Source organism: Microvirga terrae (assembly GCF_013307435.2).
GTDB classification, from domain to species: domain Bacteria; phylum Pseudomonadota; class Alphaproteobacteria; order Rhizobiales; family Beijerinckiaceae; genus Microvirga; species Microvirga terrae.
In genome coordinates this window covers 261,822-284,593 of sequence record NZ_CP102845.1, presented here as the reverse complement: position 1 = coordinate 284,593, position 22,772 = coordinate 261,822, and the positions used below count along the sequence as shown (strand labels likewise).

Annotated in this window: 18 protein-coding genes; 10 read left to right on the top strand and 8 right to left on the bottom strand. The window is 66.8% G+C overall.

Features of this window, described 5'->3' with window-relative positions:
- Nucleotides 1–70: 70 nt before the first annotated feature.
- Nucleotides 71–3,907 carry a beta strand repeat-containing protein gene (locus HPT29_RS01325; protein WP_173947778.1) on the bottom strand — a complete coding sequence of 1,279 codons (3,837 nt, stop codon included), beginning with the start codon at nucleotides 3,905–3,907 and terminating at the stop codon, nucleotides 71–73.
- 404 nt (nucleotides 3,908–4,311) lie between these two features.
- Here HPT29_RS01325 and HPT29_RS01320 point away from each other — a divergent pair, with 404 nt between their 5' ends.
- Both HPT29_RS01320 and ppa read left to right on the top strand, forming a co-directional pair.
- Complete coding sequence (locus HPT29_RS01320; RefSeq protein ID WP_173947779.1) at nucleotides 4,312–4,818, top strand: GNAT family N-acetyltransferase; 507 nt, start codon at nucleotides 4,312–4,314, stop codon at nucleotides 4,816–4,818.
- A 282-nt stretch (nucleotides 4,819–5,100) separates the two neighbouring features.
- Nucleotides 5,101–5,640 carry an inorganic diphosphatase gene (gene ppa, locus HPT29_RS01315; protein WP_173947780.1) on the top strand — a complete coding sequence of 180 codons (540 nt, stop codon included), beginning with the start codon at nucleotides 5,101–5,103 and terminating at the stop codon, nucleotides 5,638–5,640.
- Between the two features lie 84 nt (nucleotides 5,641–5,724).
- On the opposite strand, the gene HPT29_RS28595 is transcribed toward ppa, so the two are convergent.
- Both HPT29_RS28595 and HPT29_RS01300 read right to left on the bottom strand, forming a co-directional pair.
- Entirely contained in the window at nucleotides 5,725–7,920 is a 2,196-nt protein-coding gene (locus HPT29_RS28595; RefSeq protein ID WP_173947781.1) for a beta strand repeat-containing protein, read from the bottom strand.
- A 119-nt stretch (nucleotides 7,921–8,039) separates the two neighbouring features.
- Complete coding sequence (locus HPT29_RS01300) at nucleotides 8,040–8,786, bottom strand: cation efflux transmembrane domain-containing protein (protein WP_173947782.1); 747 nt, start codon at nucleotides 8,784–8,786, stop codon at nucleotides 8,040–8,042.
- A 67-nt stretch (nucleotides 8,787–8,853) separates the two neighbouring features.
- Between HPT29_RS01300 and HPT29_RS01295 the strand changes: the two genes are divergently transcribed.
- Complete coding sequence (locus HPT29_RS01295) at nucleotides 8,854–9,285, top strand: MerR family transcriptional regulator (RefSeq protein ID WP_173947783.1); 432 nt, start codon at nucleotides 8,854–8,856, stop codon at nucleotides 9,283–9,285.
- A gap of 36 nt (nucleotides 9,286–9,321) precedes the next feature.
- Here HPT29_RS01295 and HPT29_RS01290 read toward each other — a convergent pair whose 3' ends face one another.
- Complete coding sequence (locus HPT29_RS01290) at nucleotides 9,322–10,584, bottom strand: ubiquinone biosynthesis hydroxylase (RefSeq protein WP_173947784.1); 1,263 nt, start codon at nucleotides 10,582–10,584, stop codon at nucleotides 9,322–9,324.
- 125 nt (nucleotides 10,585–10,709) lie between these two features.
- On the opposite strand from HPT29_RS01290, the gene tesB reads away from it, so the two are divergent.
- From tesB to HPT29_RS01275, 3 genes are all read left to right on the top strand, one after another.
- The gene (tesB, locus tag HPT29_RS01285; RefSeq protein WP_173947785.1) at nucleotides 10,710–11,570 is read left to right on the top strand and encodes an acyl-CoA thioesterase II; all 861 of its coding nucleotides are present in this window, start codon (nucleotides 10,710–10,712) and stop codon (nucleotides 11,568–11,570) included.
- Between the two features lie 207 nt (nucleotides 11,571–11,777).
- Complete coding sequence (locus tag HPT29_RS01280; protein ID WP_173947786.1) at nucleotides 11,778–12,116, top strand: P-II family nitrogen regulator; 339 nt, start codon at nucleotides 11,778–11,780, stop codon at nucleotides 12,114–12,116.
- Between the two features lie 37 nt (nucleotides 12,117–12,153).
- Complete coding sequence (locus HPT29_RS01275) at nucleotides 12,154–13,497, top strand: ammonium transporter (protein WP_173947787.1); 1,344 nt, start codon at nucleotides 12,154–12,156, stop codon at nucleotides 13,495–13,497.
- A gap of 192 nt (nucleotides 13,498–13,689) precedes the next feature.
- On the opposite strand, the gene HPT29_RS01270 is transcribed toward HPT29_RS01275, so the two are convergent.
- The 3 genes from HPT29_RS01270 to HPT29_RS01260 are packed head-to-tail and all read right to left on the bottom strand — an operon-like array spanning nucleotide 13,690 to nucleotide 15,668.
- Nucleotides 13,690–14,289: an SCO family protein gene (locus tag HPT29_RS01270; RefSeq protein ID WP_173947788.1), complete on the bottom strand. Its 600-nt coding sequence runs from the start codon at nucleotides 14,287–14,289 to the stop codon at nucleotides 13,690–13,692.
- Between the two features lie 15 nt (nucleotides 14,290–14,304).
- A complete protein-coding gene (locus tag HPT29_RS01265) occupies nucleotides 14,305–15,243 on the bottom strand; it encodes a DUF1775 domain-containing protein (protein WP_173947789.1) in 939 nt (312 codons plus the stop codon).
- A 44-nt stretch (nucleotides 15,244–15,287) separates the two neighbouring features.
- A complete protein-coding gene (locus HPT29_RS01260; RefSeq protein WP_173947790.1) occupies nucleotides 15,288–15,668 on the bottom strand; it encodes a hypothetical protein in 381 nt (126 codons plus the stop codon).
- Between the two features lie 156 nt (nucleotides 15,669–15,824).
- Here HPT29_RS01260 and HPT29_RS01255 point away from each other — a divergent pair, with 156 nt between their 5' ends.
- The 4 genes from HPT29_RS01255 to HPT29_RS01240 all read left to right on the top strand — a co-directional run bounded on the left by HPT29_RS01255 (nucleotide 15,825) and on the right by HPT29_RS01240 (nucleotide 22,259).
- On the top strand, nucleotides 15,825–18,416 hold the full coding sequence (locus HPT29_RS01255) for an FtsK/SpoIIIE family DNA translocase (RefSeq protein WP_259060396.1): 2,592 nt from the start codon (nucleotides 15,825–15,827) through the stop codon (nucleotides 18,414–18,416).
- 99 nt (nucleotides 18,417–18,515) lie between these two features.
- Nucleotides 18,516–19,439 carry an outer-membrane lipoprotein carrier protein LolA gene (locus HPT29_RS01250; RefSeq protein ID WP_173948706.1) on the top strand — a complete coding sequence of 308 codons (924 nt, stop codon included), beginning with the start codon at nucleotides 18,516–18,518 and terminating at the stop codon, nucleotides 19,437–19,439.
- Nucleotides 19,440–19,643: 204 nt separating this feature from the next.
- The gene (locus HPT29_RS01245; protein WP_173948707.1) at nucleotides 19,644–20,459 is read left to right on the top strand and encodes an exodeoxyribonuclease III; all 816 of its coding nucleotides are present in this window, start codon (nucleotides 19,644–19,646) and stop codon (nucleotides 20,457–20,459) included.
- A gap of 87 nt (nucleotides 20,460–20,546) precedes the next feature.
- The gene (locus tag HPT29_RS01240) at nucleotides 20,547–22,259 is read left to right on the top strand and encodes a methyl-accepting chemotaxis protein (RefSeq protein WP_173948708.1); all 1,713 of its coding nucleotides are present in this window, start codon (nucleotides 20,547–20,549) and stop codon (nucleotides 22,257–22,259) included.
- Between the two features lie 13 nt (nucleotides 22,260–22,272).
- On the opposite strand, the gene HPT29_RS01235 is transcribed toward HPT29_RS01240, so the two are convergent.
- A complete protein-coding gene (locus tag HPT29_RS01235) occupies nucleotides 22,273–22,767 on the bottom strand; it encodes a cyclic nucleotide-binding domain-containing protein (RefSeq protein ID WP_173948709.1) in 495 nt (164 codons plus the stop codon).
- Nucleotides 22,768–22,772: the final 5 nt, after the last annotated feature.

Here is a 22,772-nt window from a genome sequence, read left to right as displayed (position 1 = left end):
ACGTCCTTGTTCGGGCGAAGGGGAGATCGCCGGCTTCTCGGGATGAGGGCCCGGCGAACGTCTCCTTCGCTCAAATGAAGAAGAAGTCCTTGTAGGTGAGTGCGGTGCCCTCGCCCTTCTGGAGCTTCACGGTGCCGATCTCCAGCATGGCCTTCGAGCCGGAACCGTCCGCATCCCAGTACAGCTTATATTCGGTCGATTTGATCTTCTTGGCGATGAAGAAGTCGTCCCGGTCGAGAGCCTTGTCGCCGACGCGGAAGAAGCTGCTCTTCATCTTGAAGGCATGGTCGAGCGCCGCGCCTTTTCCTTTCAGGTAATTGGCGATCGTCCGGTTGGAGAAGGCCGCATCGTCGAGATAGATCGAATCGTATTTCGGCCCGAAATCGACGATCGTGTCCTTGTTCCTGGCGGCCACGCCCTTGCTGGTGAGCCGGGTATCGAACACAAAGGCGTCCCGGCTGCCTGAGCCCTTCGTGCCAGTGAGCTTGTCGAGCCCCGCGCCGCCCCCGATCGTGTCGTTGCCGGCCTCGCCCTTGAGCGTGTCGTTGCCCGCCCCGCCGAACAGGCGGTCGTGGCCGGCATTGCCGAGCAGAACGTCGTTCATCGCGCCGCCGTGGAACACGTCGTCCCGCGCCGTGCCGGCGGTGAATTCCGGATCGATGTTGCCGACCTCGATAGTGAAGGCTTGGCTTGCGACGCCGCCCCGGCCGTCCGACGCCTGCACGGCGATCGTGTGCGAGCGCGCCTGTTCCCAATCGAGGCGGAACCCGTCGGCCACCAGGATCCGGTTGCCGGAGAGCATGAAGCGGCCGCCGGCATCGTCGAGGAGCGCATAGGACACGGGATCGCCATTGGCGTCCGTGGCCGACAGGGTGCCGACCTCGCGACCGGCCGGGGCGTATTCGGCGGCCGAGCGTCCGGACAGCGTCACGCCGGTCGGCGCCTGGTTCGGCGGCGTCTCGTCCAGATCGGCGACGGCGATCTTGAAGCCTTGCAGGGCGCTGGTCCCGCCCGGCTTGCCGTCGGACGCGTTCAGGTAGACCATGAGGTATTTCTGGCCGGCCGGCAGAGCCTCGTAGTCGATCCCGGCCTTCAGTTTGAGAAGCTTGTTGCCGGTGCCCGTGTTGTCGATCTCGAACAGGCCGTTGGCGTTGCCGACGATGCCGTCGACGAAGCTCCAGGTCAGATTGTCGCCGTCCGAATCCTGCGCCGACAAGGTGCCGGCAAAGGCTGCGTTCTCGTTGATCGAAACATCCGTGCCGCCGTTGAGGCGAAGCGTCGACGGGGCATGGTTGCCGTTCACCACGGGATTGCTGACGATGGTGAAATCCTTCACCAGCGCGCCGCCGTGGCCGTCGGACACCCGCACCTTCACCGTGTAGGTGCCGGCGTCCAGCGTGCCCGAGGCGACGGACAGCCTGTTGCCGTTCGTGATCGTGAACCTGCCCTGGTTCGCGTCGGACAGGTCGATCGCGAAGGTCAGGGTCTGGCCGGTATCCGGGTCGTGCCCCTTGAGCTCTCCGAGCACCGGGGCGACGGCGTCCGCGTTAACGCTCGCCGTGGTGCCGTCGTCCAGGAAGGTGAGGCGATCCGGATCATGGTTCTCTGTCCCGGCCGTGAGGGTCTCGGTGACGTCGTCGAACTGCACGAACTCGATATTCGTGAGCCTGTCGACGCCGTCGAGGCCCGTGACCGTGAAGGTGCCGTCGTGGTTGTCGGTGATCGTGTAGGCGCTGCGCTGGCCGGAGAACACGGCCGTGTCGCTGTCGGCGCCGCCGTCGAGGACGTCGCCGCCGCCGGCGCCCCGCAGGATGTCGTTGCCCGCTTCGCCAAAGAGCCGGTCGCCGCCGCCCTTGCCGGTGAGGGTATCAGCCCCGCCGGCTCCGTGCAGCTCAGCGCCGTTGCCGCCGCCCCGGTCGATGCTGATCAGCGTGTCGGCCTGGTTGGTGCCCTGCACGACCTCGATGCCGGACAGCGTGTCGCCCAATGCGCCGCCGGCATTGTTGGCTTGGCTCGAGAGGTCGACCGTCACGCCTTGGCCGGTGGTGTTGATGTAGGTGACGACATCCCAACCGATGCCGCCGTCGAGCACGTCGCTGCCCGCGCCGCCCTCCAGGACGTCATCGCCGGCTTCGCCATACAGCCGGTCGCCGCCGCTCTTGCCGATGAGGGTGTCATTGCCGCCGGCTCCGTGCAGTTCTGCCCCGGTGCCGCCGCCCCGGTCGATGCTGGTCAGCGTATCGGCCTGGTTGGTGCCCTGCACCACGTCGACCCCGGTCAGCGTGTCGCCCGCCGCCCCGCCGCCGTTCTGGTTGGTGGTGAGGTTGACAATCACCCCCTGGCCTGTGGTGTTGATGTAGGTGACGAGATCCCAGCCGTCGCCGCCATCCAAGATGTCGGCGCCGGCGCCACCCTCCAGGATATCGTCGCCCGCTTCGCCATACAGCCGGTCGCCGCCATTCTGGCCTTTGAGGACATCGCTCCCGCCGGCGCCGTGCAGTTCCGAGCCGCTTCCGTTCGGCCCCCCCTGGATGCTGGTGAGGGTGTCGCCCTGATTGGTGCCCTGCACGCTTTCGATGCCGATCAGAACGTCCCCGGCCGCCGCGCCGCCATTGTTCGAATTGTCGGAGAGATCGATGATCACGCCGCCCTGCGCGTCCGGCGTGTCGATGTAGGTGGCGAGATCCCACCCGTCACCGCCGTCGAGGACATCGCTGCCTGCGCCTCCGTTCAGGTTGTCGTTCCCGTCCGACCCGAACAGCTTGTCGTTGCCGCCGGCGCCGCGCAGATTGTCGCCGAACCGCGTTCCGCCGTATTGCTGAGCGTTATCGTCGCCGGTCCAATTCACGCGCTGATCGCGCGGATCGAGGATCAACGCTCGGATATTGTGAGCGTCGTTCCAATTGGCTATCAAGCGGCCGTCCTTAAGGCTTGTCAGAGCCGGTGTGGGAGCCAAGCCAACGTGACTTGTGGTCGAACTGCTTTCAACCTGTCCCGCAGCGTTGATCACATTGACGAACATGGTTCCGCCTTCGGCGTAACCAATGGCAAATTTCCCGCCAGGGACTGCGGCTAGATTGAAATTGGTAGAACTTGAGATTGCATCGTCAATGACCAATACGGCGCCGGCGGGGCTTCCTCCTCCGTCGAAGATCTGCCCGACGAGTTTATTATCGGGCGAAATCCACACGATGGCAAACTGGCCCGTGCTCAACGCAACCACTTTGGCCGCGCCCGATTGATTGCCGGTAGAGGCAGAAACGGTCCTGTAATTCCCGATGGTGGTTCCATTGCTCAGACGGATATCGAAACCGATCGTCGTCCCATTGTTGAAGTAATGGTTTACGAGAGTGATATACGTACCGTTGGAAAGAGCTTCCGTATCCCGAAGGGAAAAGACGTTTGTCCTGTCGGAATTCGGCGGATAGAAAAGGGATTCGGTCGTGTTCCCCAGAGCATCGACCACGATCTGGCCTAACCCGTGGGAAGAGCCGCCGGCCCCTTCGTTGACGTAGGTAATGACGAATCCACCGCTGTTCGTCGCCACGACTCTTTCATCAGGAGAAATGCTCTCATTTTTCTGAATGGCCGCCTCCCCGAGAGAGACGCCGTCGGCCGTGAACCGGTGCCAAACAAGGTTCCAGGCGGTGGTGGGATTCCTCTGACTGTAAACGACCACGAAGTCGCCGTTGCTGAGAACGACCGGTTCCGGAGTTCGGGCGGTGTCCTGCCGTCCACTCACAGTGAAGGCCGGCGTTGCGACCGATCCATCGGCATTCAGGATCGACGCTCGCACGGTGTCGACGTCCGCCCATGTCAGAAGGATGCGGCCATCCTGCAGCTGCGTCTGCCTCGCGCTGCCTTTTGGGAAGGATAATTGTGGACCCCACGTCGCCAGCTCAGCCATGACTGTCTCCTCTTCGATTGGATCGACCGGGCTTTAGCCATTGCCGCGTGAGCGGTCGGTGCGCCGGAACACAATCGTTATAACGTTTCGAATGACGAGACTATGTATCGATCTATCCCGGGTTTTCAACCCTTCATTTCTTTAGGGAAGGTGACGCGGGTCAGATCATTGATCGCCGGCAGCAAGCCCGCTTGGGCGTCCTAATCCCAGACCACCCATCAAAACGAGAGCCACATCGGACCGGACGATGTGATCCTCCTTGCGTCCTTTTGCCCACCCCAGGCATCCGGCCAACCGCCTATAAAGCCTAGGTTTCGCAGCCAAACGGGAGCCGCCGTTAAGGCCCCGTTAACCCTGCCGGGCGGACACTCGGTCCTGACCTTCCTCTCGCCGCCTTCGTGTCCATGAGCGACCTTCTCGTCAGTATCCGTCACGCCAAGCCCGATGACGCCCCGGCCCTCTCGCGGGTCTTCGACGCAGCCTGGCGGGAGGCCTATCTCGGGATCATTCCGGGCGTGACGCTCGACAAGATGTTCTCCCGGCGCAGCCCGCGCTGGTGGCGCTCCACCGTGTCGCGCGGTCGCCCGCTCGTGGTGCTCGACATCGGCGAGGGCGCGGTCGGCTATGCCTCCTACGGCCGCTGCCGCGACCGGTCGCTGCCCGCGAACGGCGAGATCGACGAGCTCTATCTGCTGCCCGAATACCAGGGCATCGGCTTCGGCCGGCGCCTGTTCAATGCGGTGCGCAACGATCTCAAGGATCGGGGGTTGGACCGGGTCGTCGTCTGGGCGCTCGAGGACAACGAGCGCGCCTGCGCGTTCTACGAGAGCATGGGCGGACGCACGGTCGCCCACGTCGAGGAGCGCATCGGCCAGAAGCCGCTCGCCAAGGTCGCGTACCTCTTTCGCTGACGACGTCCGAGGCCGCCGGCGCGATACCCTGTTTCAGGATCTCAGGACCGGTCCCGGTTTCGCGATACACGGCGCGTCCCGTCGCGCCTGAAAATGGGTTCCCCTTTTGAACCCAATGCTCTAGTGAGGCATCCAGGCTCCAGAAAGCGGTCGTCCGGCCTATCGGTTCGAGCCGCTCTCGAGACGATCTTCTGCCCCGTTGTTCCGGCGTGACGGCCTCCTCCCCTGGGAGAGAGCCTCGACCGGGACGATGCTTCAAGCCTTGTTCCGGAGAACAGCTCTATGCGCCTTGATGCGATCAAGATTGGAAAGAACCCGCCGGACGACGTGAACGTCGTGATCGAAGTGCCGCTCGGCGGCGAACCCATCAAGTACGAGATGGACAAGGAATCCGGCACGCTCTTCGTCGACCGCTTCCTCTACACGTCGATGCGGTATCCCGGGAATTACGGCTTCATCCCCCACACGCTCTCGGGCGACGGCGACCCCTGCGACGTGCTCGTCGCCAACACCCGCGCGATCGCGCCGGGCGCCGTCATGAACGTGCGGCCCGTGGGCGTTCTCGTGATGGAGGACGACGGCGGCCAGGACGAGAAGATCATCGCGGTTCCGTCGAGCAAGCTGACCCAGCGCTACGACCGGGTGGCCACCTACACGGACCTGCCGGAGATCACCATCAAGCAGATCGAGCACTTCTTCGAGCACTACAAGGATCTCGAGCCCGGCAAATGGGCCAAGATCATCCGCTGGGGCGATGCCGAAGAGGCCCGCCGCCTGATCATCGAGGGAATCGAGCGCGCAAAGGCGGACGCGAAGCGCTGATCCACGCAAGCGCCGGCCCTTTCGTCGGTCGTGAGGCATCGGGCCCGGCTCACAGGGTGAGCCGGGCTTTTTCGTCGCCAGCCCTCAGACGATGAAGAAATCCTTGTGGGAGATCGGGATCTTCCTCGTGATGGTGGCGAACTGAACCGCCTTCGCGGGACCCGACCCGTCCGGATCGTAGAAGAGCGCGCCGGCGCTCTTGAGGTACAGGACCCGGTCGTCCTTGTCCTTGAAGTGATCCCCGACGACAAAGGCCTTCTTCGACAGGGTGCCTTTGGAGATCTTGGAGAAGGCGTGCCGCGACAGGTGAATGACGTCGTCCTTCGGCACGAAATCCTGGATGTAGTCGAGGTTCGACTTCACGTTCGGCTTCTTGTCGAACAGGAAGACGTCGCTCCCGTCTCCGCCGACGAGGGTGTCGTTGCCCGCGCCGCCGATGAGCGTGTCGGCGCCGATTTCGCCGAAGAGCGTATCGTTGCCCGCCAGGCCCGAGAGCCGATCGTTGCCCGATTCTCCCGTCAGCTGGTCCGCTGCCGCCGTACCTGACCTGGTGATCGGCATCGTCTCGGTCGTGTTGTTCCTGACGGAAATCGTCAGGCTCCTGGTGAACTCGCCGCCCCAGGCATCGGAAGCCTTGACGGTGACGACGTGCTGCGTCGCGGTCTCGTAGTCGAGGGCATTTCTGACGACGAGCTTGCCGTCGCTGATGCCGAACAGGCCTCCTGCATCCGCCAACAGGGTGAAGGTCAGGCTGTCACCGTCTGGATCCGAGCCGAACAAAGTCGCCACCGTTGCGCCAATGACAGCGCTTTCGGAGACGCTGGCACTGGAAGGCGAGATGCTCGTCGGGCTGCCATTGACGAGCGCAACCGTCTGGTCACCGAACTTGGCGAACCGGATGTCCTTGAGGAGGTCGGCACCGTCCTGTCCGGTCGTGTCGGTGATTATGACCCCTTCGGGGCCGGTTACGATGCTGTAACTGGCCCTTGCGCCGGAGAATTGCGCCGTATCCGTGCCGCTGCCGCCGTCGAGCGTGTCGTTGCCTGCGCCGCCCTCGAGCGTGTCGTTGCCGGCTTCGCCCAAGAGCGTGTCGTTGCCCTCCCTGCCCGCGAGCGTATCGTTGCCGCTTTTGCCGTCGAGCCGGTTGGCATGCTGGTCGCCCGTGAGCTGATCGCCGCCCGAGGCGCCTTCCAGGTTTCGGATGTTGATCAGCTTGTCGTTGCCGTATCCCGTATTCTGCGGATCCACTTTCGAGAGGTCTGCAGTCACCGCGGTCGACCCCGTGAAACGGAGGGTGTTGTTGCCGTCACCGCCGTCCAGGGTATCGTCGCCGGTCCCTCCGTCCAGCGTATCGTCGCCATTGCCCCCGATGATGCTGTTGGCGAGAAAATTGCCCGTGATCGTGTCGGCGAAAGCGCTTCCAATGACATTCTCGATGCTGCTGAGCACGTCGGAAGTCCCGTTGCCGTAGGACGAACCGGACGTCAGATTGATGGTGAAGCCGCTCTGCGGAGTCGTGGTCGACGTCGCGTTCGAATAATCGACCGTGTCTGTGCCGCTGGCGCCATTGATGGTGTTGTATCCGTCCCCGACGATAAAGCTGTCGTTACCGTCGCCACCGTCGACGACATTGCTTCCTTTTCCGCCGGAAATCGTCTCGTTTCCGGCCCCGCCATAGGCAACGTCGTTGTCGTCTCCCAGCTTGACGATCCCACCCACCGTTCCGGACCGGCCGTCATAGAGGTCATCGCCGGCTCCCAGGTCAAGGGCGATCCCATTCGTGGCGGTGGTCCTGAGGGTGCCGGTGTTGACGATCCGGTCGCCTCCGTGGGCGCCGACAACGGCAAGCCCTGTGGTCTCGATCATGCCGGAATTGATCAGCTCCAGCTTGGCCGCAGTCGATGTCGAAGCGATCTCGATGCCGATGGCGCCCTTGATGACCTGGAGGTTGGTGACCGAGCCCGGTCCGGCGCCGGAAAACCGGATGCCGACATCGGTCGTGAAATCGCTTGTCGGGGTGGCGATCTGGCCGATCACCCCGTCGTTGATCACCGTGCTGCCGAGCCCCTGGAGGTTCAGGCCGTAAATGTCTCCCCGGATGGAGCCGTTGCTCCCGATGGTGACGCGCTGCTTGCTCGCGGCCTGGAAGATGGTTCCGGTGACGGCCTCGAGCGTCATGTCGATGATCGTGCTCCCGGTGATCGTATCCGTCAGCTGGATCAGCGCGTCGGTGCCAGGTGTCGGCAGATCGTCGATCGAGTCGTAAATGTGATTGGTCATGAATGTGCCCCGGCGGTCTGAAATGGCGGCCTGGAGCATGTGTTTATGTTATTACGTATAAAAAAGGAAGGCCGGTGTCCCGTGGCCTTCCGCTGACCGCCTGCCCGGCCCTCCTCATTTCACTCGGCCGGAGCCGGGGCGACCGCGCCGGCATCCCGGTACTCGGCCCAGGCTTGGCGCAGGATCTGCACCGCCGAGGACAGGAACAGGCCGGCCATGAGGCCGGCCACGATCAGATCGGGCCAGGCGCTCGCGGTGCCCCAGACCGCGAGGGCGGCCGCCATGACCACCCCATTGCCGATGGCATCGTTGCGCGAGCACAGCCAGACCGAGCGCACATTGGCGTCCCCGTCCTTGTAGCGCATCAGCAGGAGCACGCTGGCGAGGTTCGCGGCGAGCGCCAGAATCCCGATCCCGCCCATGATCTCGGCCCGGGGAAGGCCAAGAATCAGCACATGGTAGATCGTGGAGCCCAACACCCAGGCGCCCATGAGCGACAGGCTCATCCCCTTGAACAGGGCCGCGGTGGCGCGAACCCGCAGGGACGCGCCGATGACCGCGAGACTCAGGCCATAGGTGACCGTGTCGCCGAGGAAGTCGAGGGCGTCGGCCTGCAGGGCCTGGGAACGGGCGAGGTGGCCGGCCACGATCTCCGTGACGAACAATGCGGCGTTGATCGCGATCACGGTCCAGAGGATCCGCTTGTAGCGGGGGTCGACCCCGTCGAAGACCGGCACGCCGCCATGGCAGCCGCAGGCGGCCTCCGCATGTTCGTGCGCCCGCGCCGGATGAGCGGCGGACTCTTGCTCATGGTGCTCATGAGAGGAGCAGCAGGCTCCGTGCCGATGGTCGTGACGATCGCTCATCCGAATCTCCTTTTCGTCTGATCGGGAGAGCCGTACAATCTCTAGCGACTAGAGGTTCAAGGGAAAAATGACGGATCTGTCGATCGGGGAACTGGCGCGCCGGGTCGCGGTAAAAGTACCGACCATCCGCTATTACGAGCAGATCGGCCTTCTCCCGGCCCCGCCACGCACGGAGGGACGGCAGCGCCGCTACGGGTCCGATCACGTGGCGCGGCTCGGCTTCATCCGGCATGCGCGGGAGCTCGGCTTCGAGGTCGAGGCCATCCGCGAGCTCCTGAGCCTGAGCGCCAGGCCGGAGCAGCCCTGCGAGCCGGCGGACCGGATCGTCATCCGGCATCTGGAGGGCGTCGAGCGCCGCATCGCCCAGCTCGAGCTGCTCCGGTCCGAGCTGCGGCACATGCTGGACGATTGCCAGCACGGTCAGGTGGGCGAGTGCCGGATCATCCAGGTACTGGCCGATCACGACCTGTGCCGGAACGATCACGGCAGGACGGGGTAAGGGCGGGGTAAGGGCGGGGTAAGGGCGGGCGCCGTCCTACAGCGCCTCGCCCCGCAGCAGCCTGGGCTGCCGTTCGCTGACGCCGGCCGCCTCGCGGATGAAGAAGCGCTTCAGGCCCGGCATCCGGTCGACGAGGCCCAGCCCCAGGTCGCGGATCAGGCGCACGGGCAGGGCGTCGTTGGAGAACAGCCGGTTGAGGCCGTCGGTCATCATGCCCATGGCGGTGATGTCGGCGCGGCGCGCCCGCTCGTACCGGTCGAGCACGTCGGCCGCCCCCGGATCCATGCCGAGGCGCATGGCGTCGGTGACGATCTCGGCCAGTGCGGCCGCGTCGTGCAGGCCGAGATTGAGCCCCTGGCCGGCGATGGGATGGATCACATGGGCGGCGTCCCCTAAGAGCGCGAGGCGCTCGGCCACGAAGGACCGGGCCACGCCGAAGGACAGGGGAAAGGCCTGGGGCCGGGTCTCGAAGGCGAGCTTGCCGAGCTGGAGGCCGAAGCGGCGTTCGAGCTCGATGAGCAGGTCTTCCGGGTGCGACTCGAGCAAGGCGGGCACGTTTTGCGCACGCTCGGTCCAGACGATCGAGGAGCGGTGCCGGAACGAACCATCGGCCTGCGGCTCCGGTTTGAGCGGCAGGATCGCGAAGGGCCCGGAGGGCAGGAAGTGCTCGACCGCCCTGCCCTCGTGGTCACGCTCATGGACGATCGTCGCGACGATGCCGGACTGGCGGTAGGGCCAGGAGATCCAGCCGATGCCCGCCTGCTCGCGCAGGCGCGAGCGTGCCCCGTCGGCCGCGACGAGGAGCGAGGCCGCAAGGCTGCCCCCCTCCGCCAGCACGACATCCGTGCGCGCGCCCTGAACGGCAAAGCCCCTCACGCCCTCGGCGCGCAGGTCGACGCCGCTGTCGCGGCAGGCCTCCAGCAGGGTGGCGGTCAGATCGCCCGCCGTGACCATGTGGGCGAAGGGCTCATGGCCGTCGACCTCGCCCGCGAAGGTCAGGAAGGTCGGGCGCACCGGGTCCTGCAGGCGGCTGTCGGTGATCACCATGTCGAGAATGGGCTGCGCCCTGTCGGCGATCCCGGCCCAGATTCCGAGCGCCTCCAGCATCCGGCGCGCCGCCGCCGCGATGGCGTAGGAGCGCTTGTCGCCATGGGGATCGCGCCGGAGGGCCGGATCGCACATGACCACGTCGATTCCCTCGGCGAGCGCCCGCTTCAGCGCCAGGGCCAGGGACAGCCCGGCGAGTCCTCCGCCCGCGATGACGATGCGCGGTCGCTCCATCCCGGTTGCTGCGCTCATCGGTCTTTCTCCATGCCTTCGACGTTATAGGTGGGTGTCAGCGATCCATCGACCAGCGTCAAGCTTGACCTTCCTGCGCCTCTCACCGATGGATGGCTGTTGCCGATCGAAGGACCTTGAACCCCATGTCCCGTGCCGTTTCCGATCTCCTGTCCATTCTCGACCTCGAACCCCTCGAGGTGAACCTGTTCCGCGGGCAGAGCCCGAAGAGCGGATGGCAGCGCGTGTTCGGCGGGCAGGTGATCGGCCAGGCGCTGGTGGCCGCGACCCGCACGGTCGACGGGCGTCCGCCCCATTCGCTCCACTGCTACTTCATGCTGCCGGGCGATCCCAGGATCCCGATCATCTACGAGGTGGAGCGCATCCGCGACGGCAAGAGCTTCAGCACCCGGCGCGTGCTCGCGATCCAGCACGGGCAGGCGATCTTCGCCATGTCGGCCTCGTTCCACCGCGAGGAGGAGGGCTTCGAGCACCAGGCCGAGATGCCGAAGGTGCCCGGACCCGACGAGCTCCCGAGCGAGGAGGACGTGAAGGGCCGGCTTCTCCTGCAGATGCCCGAACCCATGCGCACCTATTACGAGCGCGAGCGGCCGCTCGAGATCCGTCCCGTGGAGATCAAGCGCTACACCTCCCGCGAGCCGGGAGAGCCGCGGTTCCATGTCTGGATCAAGACCACCGGCCGGCTGCCGGACGATCCGGCGATCCACCAATGCGTCCTCGCCTATGCGTCGGACATGACGCTCCTCGACACGTCGCTCTTTCCGCACGGCCGGTCCGTGTTCGACCCGGCGATCCAGCCGGCGAGCCTCGACCACGCCATGTGGTTCCACCGGCCGTTCCGGGCCGACGAATGGCTGCTCTACGCGCAGGACACCCCCAGCGCCGGCGGGGCGCGCGGCTTCTCGCGCGGACTCATTTTTAAGCAGGACGGCACCCTGGTCGCGTCCGTTGCCCAGGAAGGGCTCATCCGCGAACGTCGGACCTGACCAGTTCTGCCTAAAATTTGATCAATAAGATCGTTTTATAGCCCAGCTGAGCCTGCCTAGGAAAGAGGCAGCGCCCGTGCGCCTCTGGCGACAAAGCCTGGCATGTTTCTTGCGTAGATGCCCCCGACACCCGTCCGACAGGCCGGGTTCGATTGGAAACCGCTGCCTGGTTGGTCGGGCAGACGTCTCAAAAAGGGGGCCAGACCCATGAAAATCGTGATGGCGGTCATCAAGCCGTTCAAGCTGGAAGAGGTGCGCGACGCGCTCACCGCTCTCGGCGTGCACGGCCTCACCGTGACCGAGGTGAAGGGATACGGACGGCAGAAGGGCCATACCGAAATCTATCGCGGGGCCGAATACGCGGTGAGCTTCCTGCCCAAGCTGAAGATCGAGGTCGCGGTGGCGACCGAGCTGGTCGGCCAGGTGATCGACGCGATCACGGCGGCCGCCCGCACGGGCCAGATCGGCGACGGCAAGATCTTCGTCACCTCGCTCGAGAAGGCGGTCCGCATCCGCACGGGCGAGACCGACATCGACGCCCTTTGATCCCATTCATTCAATGATTTTCCGGAGTTCAGATCCGATGAAGTTCCGTCCTCTCCTCCTTCCGGCGCTCGCCGCGCTCGGACTGGGCCTTGCGGCCCTCGATCCCGCCCTGGCGCAGGACGCCGCCGCGGCCGCCCCCACGGTCAACAAGGGTGACACGAGCTGGATGCTCGTCTCCACCATCCTCGTGATCCTCATGACGATCCCGGGCCTCGCCCTGTTCTATGGCGGCCTCGTGCGCACCAAGAACATGCTCTCGGTGCTCATGCAGGTCTTCGCGGTGTTCAGCCTGGTGTCCATCCTGTGGGCCTTCTACGGCTACTCGCTCGCCTTCACGTCCGGCGGCGAGGGCATCGGCGCGTTCATCGGCGGCTTCTCCAAGGCGTTCCTGGCCGGCGTGACCACGGATTCCACCGCCGACACCTTCACCAAGGGCGTGGCGATTCCTGAATTCACGTTCGCGGCCTTCCAGCTCACCTTCGCGTGCATCACCCCGGCCCTGATCGTCGGCGCCTTCGCCGAGCGCATCAAGTTCTCCGCCGTGATGCTGTTCACCGGCCTGTGGCTGACCTTCGTGTATCTCCCGATCGCCCACATGGTGTGGTTCTCGGAAGGCTACCTGTTCGGCCTCGGCGCCCTCGACTTCGCGGGCGGCACGGTGGTTCACATCAATTCGGGCGTGGCGGGCCTCGTCGGCGCCCTGCTGATCGGCAAGCGCATCGGCTACGGACGCGACCTGCTCGCCCCGCACTCGCTGACGCTCACCTTCGTGGGCGCGTGCCTTCTGTGGGTCGGCTGGTTCGGCTTCAACGCCGGCTCGAACCTGGAAGCGACGGGCGGCGCGGCCCTCGCGCTGATCAACACCATCCTGGCTCCGGCCGCCGCCGGTCTCGCCTGGATGACCGTGGAGGCTCTTGGGAAGGGCAAGGCCTCGCTGCTGGGCATCGCGTCGGGCGCGGTCGCCGGCCTCGTGGCCATCACGCCGGCCGCCGGCCTGTCCGGCCCCATGGGGGCCATCGTGCTCGGCCTGGTGGCCGGCGCGGTCTGCTACTTCGCCGTGACCAGCGTGAAGAACGCCCTCGGCTATGACGACGCCCTGGACGTCTTCGGCATCCACGGCGTCGGCGGCATCATCGGGGCCATCGGCACCGGCGTCGTGGCGGCCCCGTCGCTGGGCGGTTACGGGGTCGGCGAGTACTCGATCGGCGGCCAGGTCTGGACCCAGATCATCGCCGTGGTGGTCACCCTGGTCTGGACCGGCATCGGCTCCGTGGTGCTGTACAAGATCACCGACATGATCGTCGGCCTGCGCGTCACGCAGGACCAGGAGCGCGAAGGCCTCGACCTCGCGGACCACGGCGAGCGCGCCTACAACTACTGAAACGAGCCACTCGCTCGAACGGAAAAGCCCCGGACCGAAAGGCCGGGGCTTTTTTATGCGCGGTCAAAGGATCTCGCCGCGTCATGGCCGGGCTTGTCCCGGCCATCCGGATCATGTGAAGCGCGGCGCTTTTCCGATCGAGATCACCGGCACGAGGCCGGTGAATGCCATGGCAGGGAGCGTGGATGCGCCTCACCCGTTCTTGATCAGCTGCCGCAGCTTGGCGCGGCGGGTCTCCTCGGGCTCCTGGAAGTTCGACGTGCCGTAGAACTCGCCCTTGCTGTCCATCAGGAACAGGGTGGCCGAGTGGTCCATGGTGTAGCCGTCATCGGTCGGGACCTTGCGGTAATAGATCTTGTAGGCGCGCGCCGCGGCCGCGATCTCCTCCTCGGTTCCCGACAGGCCGACGATGCGCGGATCGAAGGACGAGAGATAGGTTTTCATCAGCTCCGGCGTGTCGCGGGCCGGATCGACCGTGATGAAGGCGGCCTGGAGCCTGTCGGCATCCGGGCCGAGCGCCGCCATGTCCTGGGTGAGATCGTAGAGCGTGGTCGGGCAGACCTCCGGGCAATGGGTGAAGCCGAAGAAGACCACGAAGGGCTTGCCCTTCAGGTTCTCCTCGGTGTACGGCCGGCCCTCGTGGCTCGTGAGCCGGAACGGGCCTCCGATCGGCACCTTGCCGGCGCTCTGCGGCGGCTGCGACGGGAACAGGAGCAGGCCCGCCGTCACCAGCAGCACCAGCAGGCCCGTGGTGAAGACGAGAAGCGGCACGAGAAGACGCTTGATGGTCATCGCCGATCTCCCGCGCTAGTGCTGATGCTCGGCCGGGGCGCCGCCCATGCCGCGCACCGCGTATTCCACCTCGACGCGGCCCGCCTTCTCGAAGACGAGCGTTCCCTTGACCGTCTGGCCTTCCTTCAGGGGCTCCTTCAGGTCCATGAACATGAGATGCAGGCCGCCCGGCTTCAGTTCGACCGTGGCGCCCGGCTTGATCTCGAGACCACCTTCGACCGGCTTCATGCGCATGACGTCGCCGTCCATGCGCATCTCGTGCACCTCGACCTTGGAGGCGAGCGGGAACGAGCCGCCGACCAGGCGATCGGGCGCCGTGCCGGTGTTGGTGATGCGCAGGTATCCGCCGCCGACCTTGGCGGCCCCGGGGGTCGCCCGCGACCAGGGCTGTTCGAGGGTGAGCGGTCCGGCCTTCACGACCTGAGAGCCCGTGGCGGCAGCGCCCGCGACGCGCACGCCGGGCGCGGGTGATTTGAGGCTGTGCGGATCCTCGCCGGCCGCCGGCACCTGGGTCCATTCCTCGGTCGCGCCGTCGCATTCCTGCACGACCGGAAAATAGACCGTCGCGCCCGGCTGGTAGGCCTCGGTGAAGCGGGCCTGGAACACGAACTCGTCGTAATAGGCGTCGTCCAGGGAACCGGACCAGACGATGTCCGTGACCCCTTCCGACACGGCCTCGCCGTTGACCTGGTAAGCCTTCACGTAGGCGCCCTTGGCGGTTTCCAGCTTCCAGCCGGCCTTCGGCATCGGCTTGACCGCCACGATGCCCTCGGGGATGCGCACGCGCACCTTGAGGGTCGCCTTGCCGTCGCAGCCATGGGGGATGCGCAGCACGGCCTTGTAGGTGGCGTTCGGGGTCGCCTGCCCGTTCTCGAACGAGACATGGGCGAGGGCCGGCGAGGCAATCATGAGGGCGGCGGCAGTCAGCGCGCCGCCGAAGCGTGACGAAGTCATCGGGAACGTCCTTGAGAGAGTAGGGGAATCGAAGCGGGCGGCACTCAGCCGCGGTGCGGCGGCGCGCGCGATCCCAGGGGCAGGACGTCCGAGGTGAGGCGCAGATGCGACGCCCCGGCGGATGGATCGACCGTTGCGGCGACCGGCGCGATCGGCTCGATGATGGCCGGGGCCGGGGCCGGTCCTGCCGCAGTCGAGCCGTGACAGCTCAGGGTGCAGCAGAGGGTCTCGTGGGCTTTCTTCGGTCCATGGTCGGGCGCCGAGGACCCGTCCTGGAGACAGATGATCCCCTGGGCCTCCGCGGCCGCAGCGGCATGGAAGGCGCCGCCGACCGACAGGAGCAGGGCCTGCAGCACGAACGCATAGGCCATCGCGGCCACGATGGCGGCGCGCGTCCAGGCGGATTTCGGGCCTCTGCGGGTCATGGCCGGGACACTGATCGTTCGAAGGCCCAACGTCAACAACGGAAAACCGCCGCACCTTTTCCCTGCCCGATGCGCTTACGGTTAAAGGACCCTTAACCCGGCCCGGCTAGCATCCAGGCAATAATGTCCCGTCCCGTGGTTTTTTAGAGTGGTTTGATGCGTACGGCCCGCCGTTCTTCTTCCGCCTATGATGGCCTCTTCAGCGCCTTTCGAGCCTTCCTGGCCCGCCGGGCGCAGGAGCTGACGGGCCTGTGCCTGATCACGGTCGCCGGCGCGGTCGCGGTGGCCCTCGCCACCTGGTCGGTCGACGATCCGAGCCTCAACAACGCCACCGATCTTCCGGTCCGCAATCTCCTCGGCTGGCCCGGCGCCATCGTGGCCGACCTGCTGATGCAGCTTCTCGGCCTCGGCGCCATCGCGGCGCTGCTTCCCCTGGCGCTCTGGGGCTGGCGGCTCATGAAGTCGGGCGATCTCGGCCGTCTGCAGCTGCGCCTGGCGCTCTGGGTGATCGGCGCGGGCGCCGCGACGGCTCTCGCCAGCGCCCTGCCGCCGACGCAGAGCTGGCCGCTGCCCACGGGGCTCGGCGGCGTGGTCGGCGATGCGGTGCTCGCCGGAGCCAAGGCCATCACGGGCCTGTCGAGCGGCTCGGCCAGCGCCGTCCTGGGCGCCCTGTTCGCCGGGATCGCGATCTTCAGCCTCACGGCCGCCTGCGGCCTCGGCCCGCAGGAGGAGCGCCACCACGACGATCCCGAGGAGCTCGAGGAGAGCCCGCCGGTCCGGCGGCGTAAGATCCAGGATTGGGACGAGGCCGAAGAGGCCGGCCAGGACGAGCCCGGCTGGGGCATCGTGTCCCTGGGAGCCCTCGCCCATGGCGTCATGAGCCTGCGTGCCTCGGCCCGGCGCTGGAAGGAGAACCGCCGCTCCGCCCTCGTGGAGGAGGTCGAGGACCTTCCCGCACCGGCGCGGCGCCCGTCCCGGCAGCCCGGCCTGCGGCGCGAGCCCGTTCTCGACGGCGCCCCGGCGCGTCCGCGCCCTGCCCCGGCCTCCATGCCGATGCATGACGAGGACGAGGCCGGATGGGACGCCGACGAGCCGCATCTCCCCCCGCTGCACCCTGCCGCAAGGCCGGAGCCCGCCCCGTCCCGCGTCGCCCCGGCGCCCGCCGCGCCGAAGCCCGGCAAGCGCATGGCCCGCGAATCGCAGCCCTCCCTGCTCGACGAGGAGAACTACCAGCTGCCGCAGCTCAACCTGCTCGCCGAGCCCAAGCGCCCGTCGGTCCCTTCGGTCTCGGCCGAGGCCCTGGAGCAGAACGCCGCCCTGCTCGAGGGGACGCTCGAGGATTTCGGCGTGCGCGGCGCCATCACCAAGGTCAATCCCGGTCCTGTTGTGACGTTGTACGAGCTTGAGCCTGCGCCTGGGACGAAGTCGTCGCGGGTGATCTCGCTGGCGGACGACATCGCGCGCTCGATGAGCGCGGTCTCGGCCCGGGTGGCGGTGGTGCAGGGCCGCAACGCCATCGGCATCGAGCTGCCCAACCACAAGCGCGAGACCGTGTACCTGCGCGAGCTGCTCGCCTCCCAGGACTTCGAGGCCACCAAGCAGAAGCTCGCCCTGTGCCTCGGCAAGACCATCGGCGGCGAGCCGGTGATCGCCGATCTCGCCCGCATGCCGCACCTGCTGGTGGCCGGCACCACCGGGTCGGGCAAGTCGGTGGCGATCAACACCATGATCCTGTCGCTGGTCTACCGGCTCTCGCCGGCCGAGTGCCGGCTGATCATGGTCGATCCCAAGATGCTCGAACTCTCCGTCTACGACGGCATCCCGCACCTGCTCACCCCGGTGGTCACCGACCCCAAGAAGGCCGTGGTGGCGCTCAAATGGGCGGTGCGCGAGATGGAGGACCGCTACCGCAAGATGTCCAAGCTCGGCGTGCGCAACATCGACGGCTTCAACGCCCGGGTGGTCGAGGCCAAGGCGAAGGCCGAGACCATCACGCGCACGGTGCAGACCGGCTTCGACCGCGAGACCGGCGAGGCGATCTACGAGGACGAGGTGATGGATCTCGATCCCTTGCCCTACATCGTGGTGATCGTCGACGAGATGGCCGACCTGATGATGGTGGCCGGCAAGGAGATCGAAGGGGCGATCCAGCGCCTGGCCCAGATGGCGCGCGCCGCCGGCATCCACGTGATCCTGGCCACCCAGCGCCCGTCGGTGGACGTGATCACCGGCACGATCAAGGCGAACTTCCCGACCCGGATCTCGTTCCAGGTCACCTCGAAGATCGACAGCCGCACGATCCTGGGCGAGATGGGCGCCGAGCAGCTCTTGGGGCAAGGCGACATGCTGTACATGGCCGGCGGCGGGCGGATCACGCGCGTGCACGGGCCGTTCTGCTCGGACGAGGAGGTCGAGAAGGTGGTGGCGCATCTCAAGCGCCAGGGCCGGCCGCAGTACCTGGAGGCGGTCACGGCCGAGGAGGACGAGGGCGGGGCGGCTCCCGACGCGGCCGTGTTCGACCAGGGCGAGTTCGGGGCGCCGGGCGGGGACCTGTACGACCAGGCGGTGGCGGTGGTGCTGCGCGACAAGAAAGCCTCGACCAGCTACATCCAGCGCCGCCTCCAGATCGGCTACAACCGCGCCGCCTCGCTCATGGAGCGCATGGAAAACGAGGGCATCGTCGGACCCGCCAACCACGCCGGTAAACGCGAAATTCTGCTTGAAACTCCGGGCATGGGAGAGGATTAAGGCGGTCTCGGAACCTTGGCCGCGGCCCTGCGTCATTCCTGGGCCATTCCCAATGGCCGGGCAGCGTCCATGATGATGGTCCGAAGGAGACCGATTCGGATGCGTCCCGTCCTTCTTGCCGGCCTGGTGACGGCGCTCATCGCGGGCGCCCTGCCGGCCGTGGCCCAGACGGTTCCGATCGACCTGTTCCTCCCGCCCGTCCGTCCGATGGTCGCGCAGGGCTTCGGCCCGTCGCTCCCGCATCTGCCGACCGCCTCGTTCCACCGGGCGACGCCCGCAGCGGCCGAGACCCAGCCGTCCCGCCCGGTCATCCCGAGGCCGGCCAATGCGGAACAGGTCCTGGCCGTCACCGCGCCGCTCCCGCCGAGCCGCCCCGCGACCGCGGATCCCCGCCACACGCCCGAATCGGAGCCCGTCGTCATCGCGTCCCGGCCGGTGGCCGCCGCCGCGGCGACGCCCGTGGCCCTGCGCCAGCCGCTGCCGAACGGCGAGGTGGTGGCGCGGGCGAATGCCTATTTCACGAACCTGACCACCCTGGTGGCCGATTTCAACCAGATGGGCGGCGACGGGCGCCGGCAGGGCGGCACCCTCTATCTCCAGCGCCCCGGCCGGGTGCGGTTCGAATACGATCCGCCCGCCACCCTCGAGGTGATCGCCGACGGACGCTCGGTCGCCGTGCGCGACCGCAAGCTCGCGACGCAGGACCTCTATTCCATCTCGCAGACGCCGCTGAAATTCCTGCTGCGCGAACAGGTGAATCTCGGCCAGGACATCCGGATCACGGGCATCGCCAACGACGGCGACGGCGTGCGCATCAGCCTGGAGGATTCGTCGACGCTCGGCGGAACCTCGCGCATCGTCCTCGTGTTCGACGGCCAGGTGGAGACCCTGAACCAGTGGCGCATCGTCGATGCGCAGGGCTTCCAGACGGTGGTGATGCTGGGCAAGAGCGAGCGCGGCCGCCGCATCGACCAGGATCTGTTCAAGATCCAGTACGACATCCTCGTCGGCGGGAACAAATGAGGCCGCCGTGGATGTGACACTCTCGGCGTTATGGCCGGGCCTGTCCCGGCCATCTCGATATGGAAAAGCGCCGCGCCTTACGGAATCGGGCTCACCGGCACAAGGCCGGTGATGACGAGGGGCTGTTATTTCCGGTGATCGTCGCCCTTCCCTCGGGCCGGAATCTGTCGTAGCCGAAGGGGATCTTCCGAAGGGCTTCCTCCCGTGCAACTGACCGTCTCGACCTGGAACATCAATTCCGTTCGCCTGCGCATCGACCAGGTGGGCCGCTTCCTGAAGGAGCGCCGCCCCGACATCCTGTGCCTGCAGGAGACCAAGTGCCCGAACGACAAGCTGCCCCTGAAGGACCTGCAGGCCTTCGGCTATCCCTTCGTGGTCCATATGGGCCAGAAGGGCTACAACGGGGTCGCGATCCTGTCCCGCTACCCGTTCTCCGAGACCGGCGTGATGGAGATGTGCGGGCGCCAGGACGCGCGCCACATCACCATCACCCTGAGCCGGGAGGCCAAGGCGGCGGCCGGCCTGACGATCCATAACTTCTATGTGCCGGCCGGCGGCGACATTCCCGATCCGGAGCTCAACGAGAAATTCCGGCACAAGCTCGACTTCATGGCCGAGATGCGCTCCTGGGGCGGCCGCGCGAAGCCGACCTCCGGACCGGCCATTCTCGTGGGCGACCTCAACGTGGCGCCCCTCGAGCACGACGTGTGGAGCCACAAGCAGCTCCTCGACGTGGTGAGCCACACCCCGGTCGAGACCGCAATGCTGGAGGAGCTGCGCCAGGAGGCGGAGTGGATCGACGCCATGCGGATCCTGCGGCCGGAGCCGGAAAAGATCTATTCCTGGTGGAGCTACCGCTCGCCCGACTGGGCGGCCGCCGACAAGGGCCGCCGCCTCGACCATGTCTGGCTGTCGAAGGGCCTGCAGGGCACCCTGCGCTCCATCGACGTGACCCGGGAGACCCGCGGCTGGGAGCGTCCCTCGGACCACGCCCCCGTGACGGCCGTGCTGGAGCTGTAGAAAAGCCGCCCTGCCCGTCGCCCTTTGACACCTTTTTAACCGGTTTTTGCGAAGGCTTCTGCACGACTTTCCCTAAGGTAAATACCCGTGCAGTTCCTCGCCAACCGGAAGCTTTCCCACCTCACGACGGCCGCCATGGTGGCGTTCGTCGTTGTGACCGCCGCCGCGCTCTTCGCGGTCGTCTCCCTTCAGACCCGCCAGGACGTCGAGACCAAGGCGCTCGCCCAGCTGCAGTCCAACGTGCGGACCTTCGTGGGCATCCTGCGCGGCTCCATCGACAGCCTGAGCGTGAAGAAGGACGCCGCCGGGGCGGTCACGGGCATCACGGTGAACGACGACGCCGTGTTCTACAGCGACGAGCTCGCCGACCGCATCGCCGAGGCCACGCAGGCCCCCGCGACCCTGTTCGTGAAGGACAAGGCCAGCGGCAACCTCATCCGGCGCGCCACCAACATGCGCAATCCCGACGGGTCGCGCGCGGTCGGCACGGCCATGGACCGCAACGGGGTGATCTTCCCCATCGTATCGGCGGGCGGCACCTATGTGGGCAAGGCCAAGATCCTCGGGGCCGACTATCTCCTGGTGAATCTTCCGGTCTTCGGCCAGAGCGGACAGGTGCTGGGCGTGCTCGGCAGCGGATTCCAGGTCACCGCCCTCGAAGCCTCGGCCCATGAGCTCATGTGGCAGATGGGGATGGTCTCCCTGGCGGTCGTGCTCCTGCTGACGCTCGCCGCGATCCTGGCGGGCCGCATGCTGTTCCGGCCGATCCCGAGGCTCGCCGAGGCCATGAAAAGCCTCGCCCATGGCGAGACCGCCCTGACGGTCCCCTACACGGCCGCCAGGAACGAGATCGGCGAGATGGCCCGCGCCGTGGAGATCTTCCGCGAGAACACCGTCGAGCGCCAGCGGCTCTCCGTCGAGCAGGCCACCGAGAGCGACGCGAAGCTGCAGCGCGCCCTCAAGCTCGACGAGCTGACCCGCCGGTTCGAGGCCAATGTCTCGGCCCTGACCCAGGGGCTCGCCGCCGCGGCCTCGGAGATGGAGGCGACCGCCCAGACCATGACGAGCACGGCCGACCGGACCAACCGGCAATCCGTCAGCGTGGCGGCGGCCGCCGAGCAGACCTCGAGCAGCGTGCAGACCGTCGCGGCGGCCACCGAGGAGATGTCGATCTCGATCCGCGAGATCGCCCGTCAGGTCACGCAATCGTCCCAGATCTCCTTCGAGGCGGTCGAGAGCGCCAAGCGCACCAACGGCATCGTGCAGGCGCTCTCCAGCAGCGCCGAGCGCATCGGCGACGTGATCACCCTGATCAACAACCTGGCCGCCCAGACCAACCTTCTCGCGCTCAACGCCACCATCGAGGCGGCCCGCGCCGGCGAGGCCGGCAAGGGCTTCGCGGTCGTCGCCTCCGAGGTGAAGAACCTCGCGACCCAGACGGCCAAGGCCACCGACGAGATCGGTTCGCAGATCGCCCAGATCCAGGGCGCCACCCAGGAGGCCGTGGGGGCGATCCACGGCATCCAGACCATTATCGACCAGATTTCGGCCATTTCGACCGGGATCGCGGCCGCCATGGAGGAACAGGGCGCCACCACGGGCGAGATCTCCCGCAGCGTCCAGGAGGCCGCCCGCGGCACCGGCCAGGTGACGGACAGCATCGAGAGCGTGAAGCACGGGGCCGGCGAGACGGGGGCTGCGGCCACGCAGGTTCTGGGCGCCGCCCAGGAGCTCGCCCGCTACGCCGAGAACCTCAGCCGCGAAGTGGATGTGTTCCTGTCAGACGTGAAGGCCGCGTGAGAGGTTCAACCTCTCACGTCTCATCCGGCGCTTTCGCGGAAATCTCCCCGCCGTCGATGGCGATGAGCTGCTGGCGGACGCGCTCCAGGCCCTCCGTGAGGCGGGCCAGCTCGTCCGCCATCGCGTCCTGGATGGCCGCGGCCGCGTCCGGGAACTCCTCCAGCACCCGGCGCATGAGGCTCGGGGTCACCCGGATGATGGCCGAGGGCTCGCGGGCCGTCGCGGTGGCGCGGCGTTCGATGCGTGCGAACAGGGCCGCCTGCCCGATCAGGGCACCGGGACCGGCGAGAAAGGCCTCGGGCGAGCCGTCGTCCTTGGCGTCGAGCGCGATGGCGCCGCGGCTCACCACGTAGCCGCCGTCCGAGCGGTCGCCCTTCTTGAACAGCACGTCGCCCTCCCGGTAGGTCCGGCTCTCCGACGCGAAGGCCACGAGGCGTAGGGCGTCGCGCTCCAGCAGGTTGAACAGCGGAGCCCGGCTGAGCGTGGCGATGTCGTCGTCGAGCGCCATGGCCG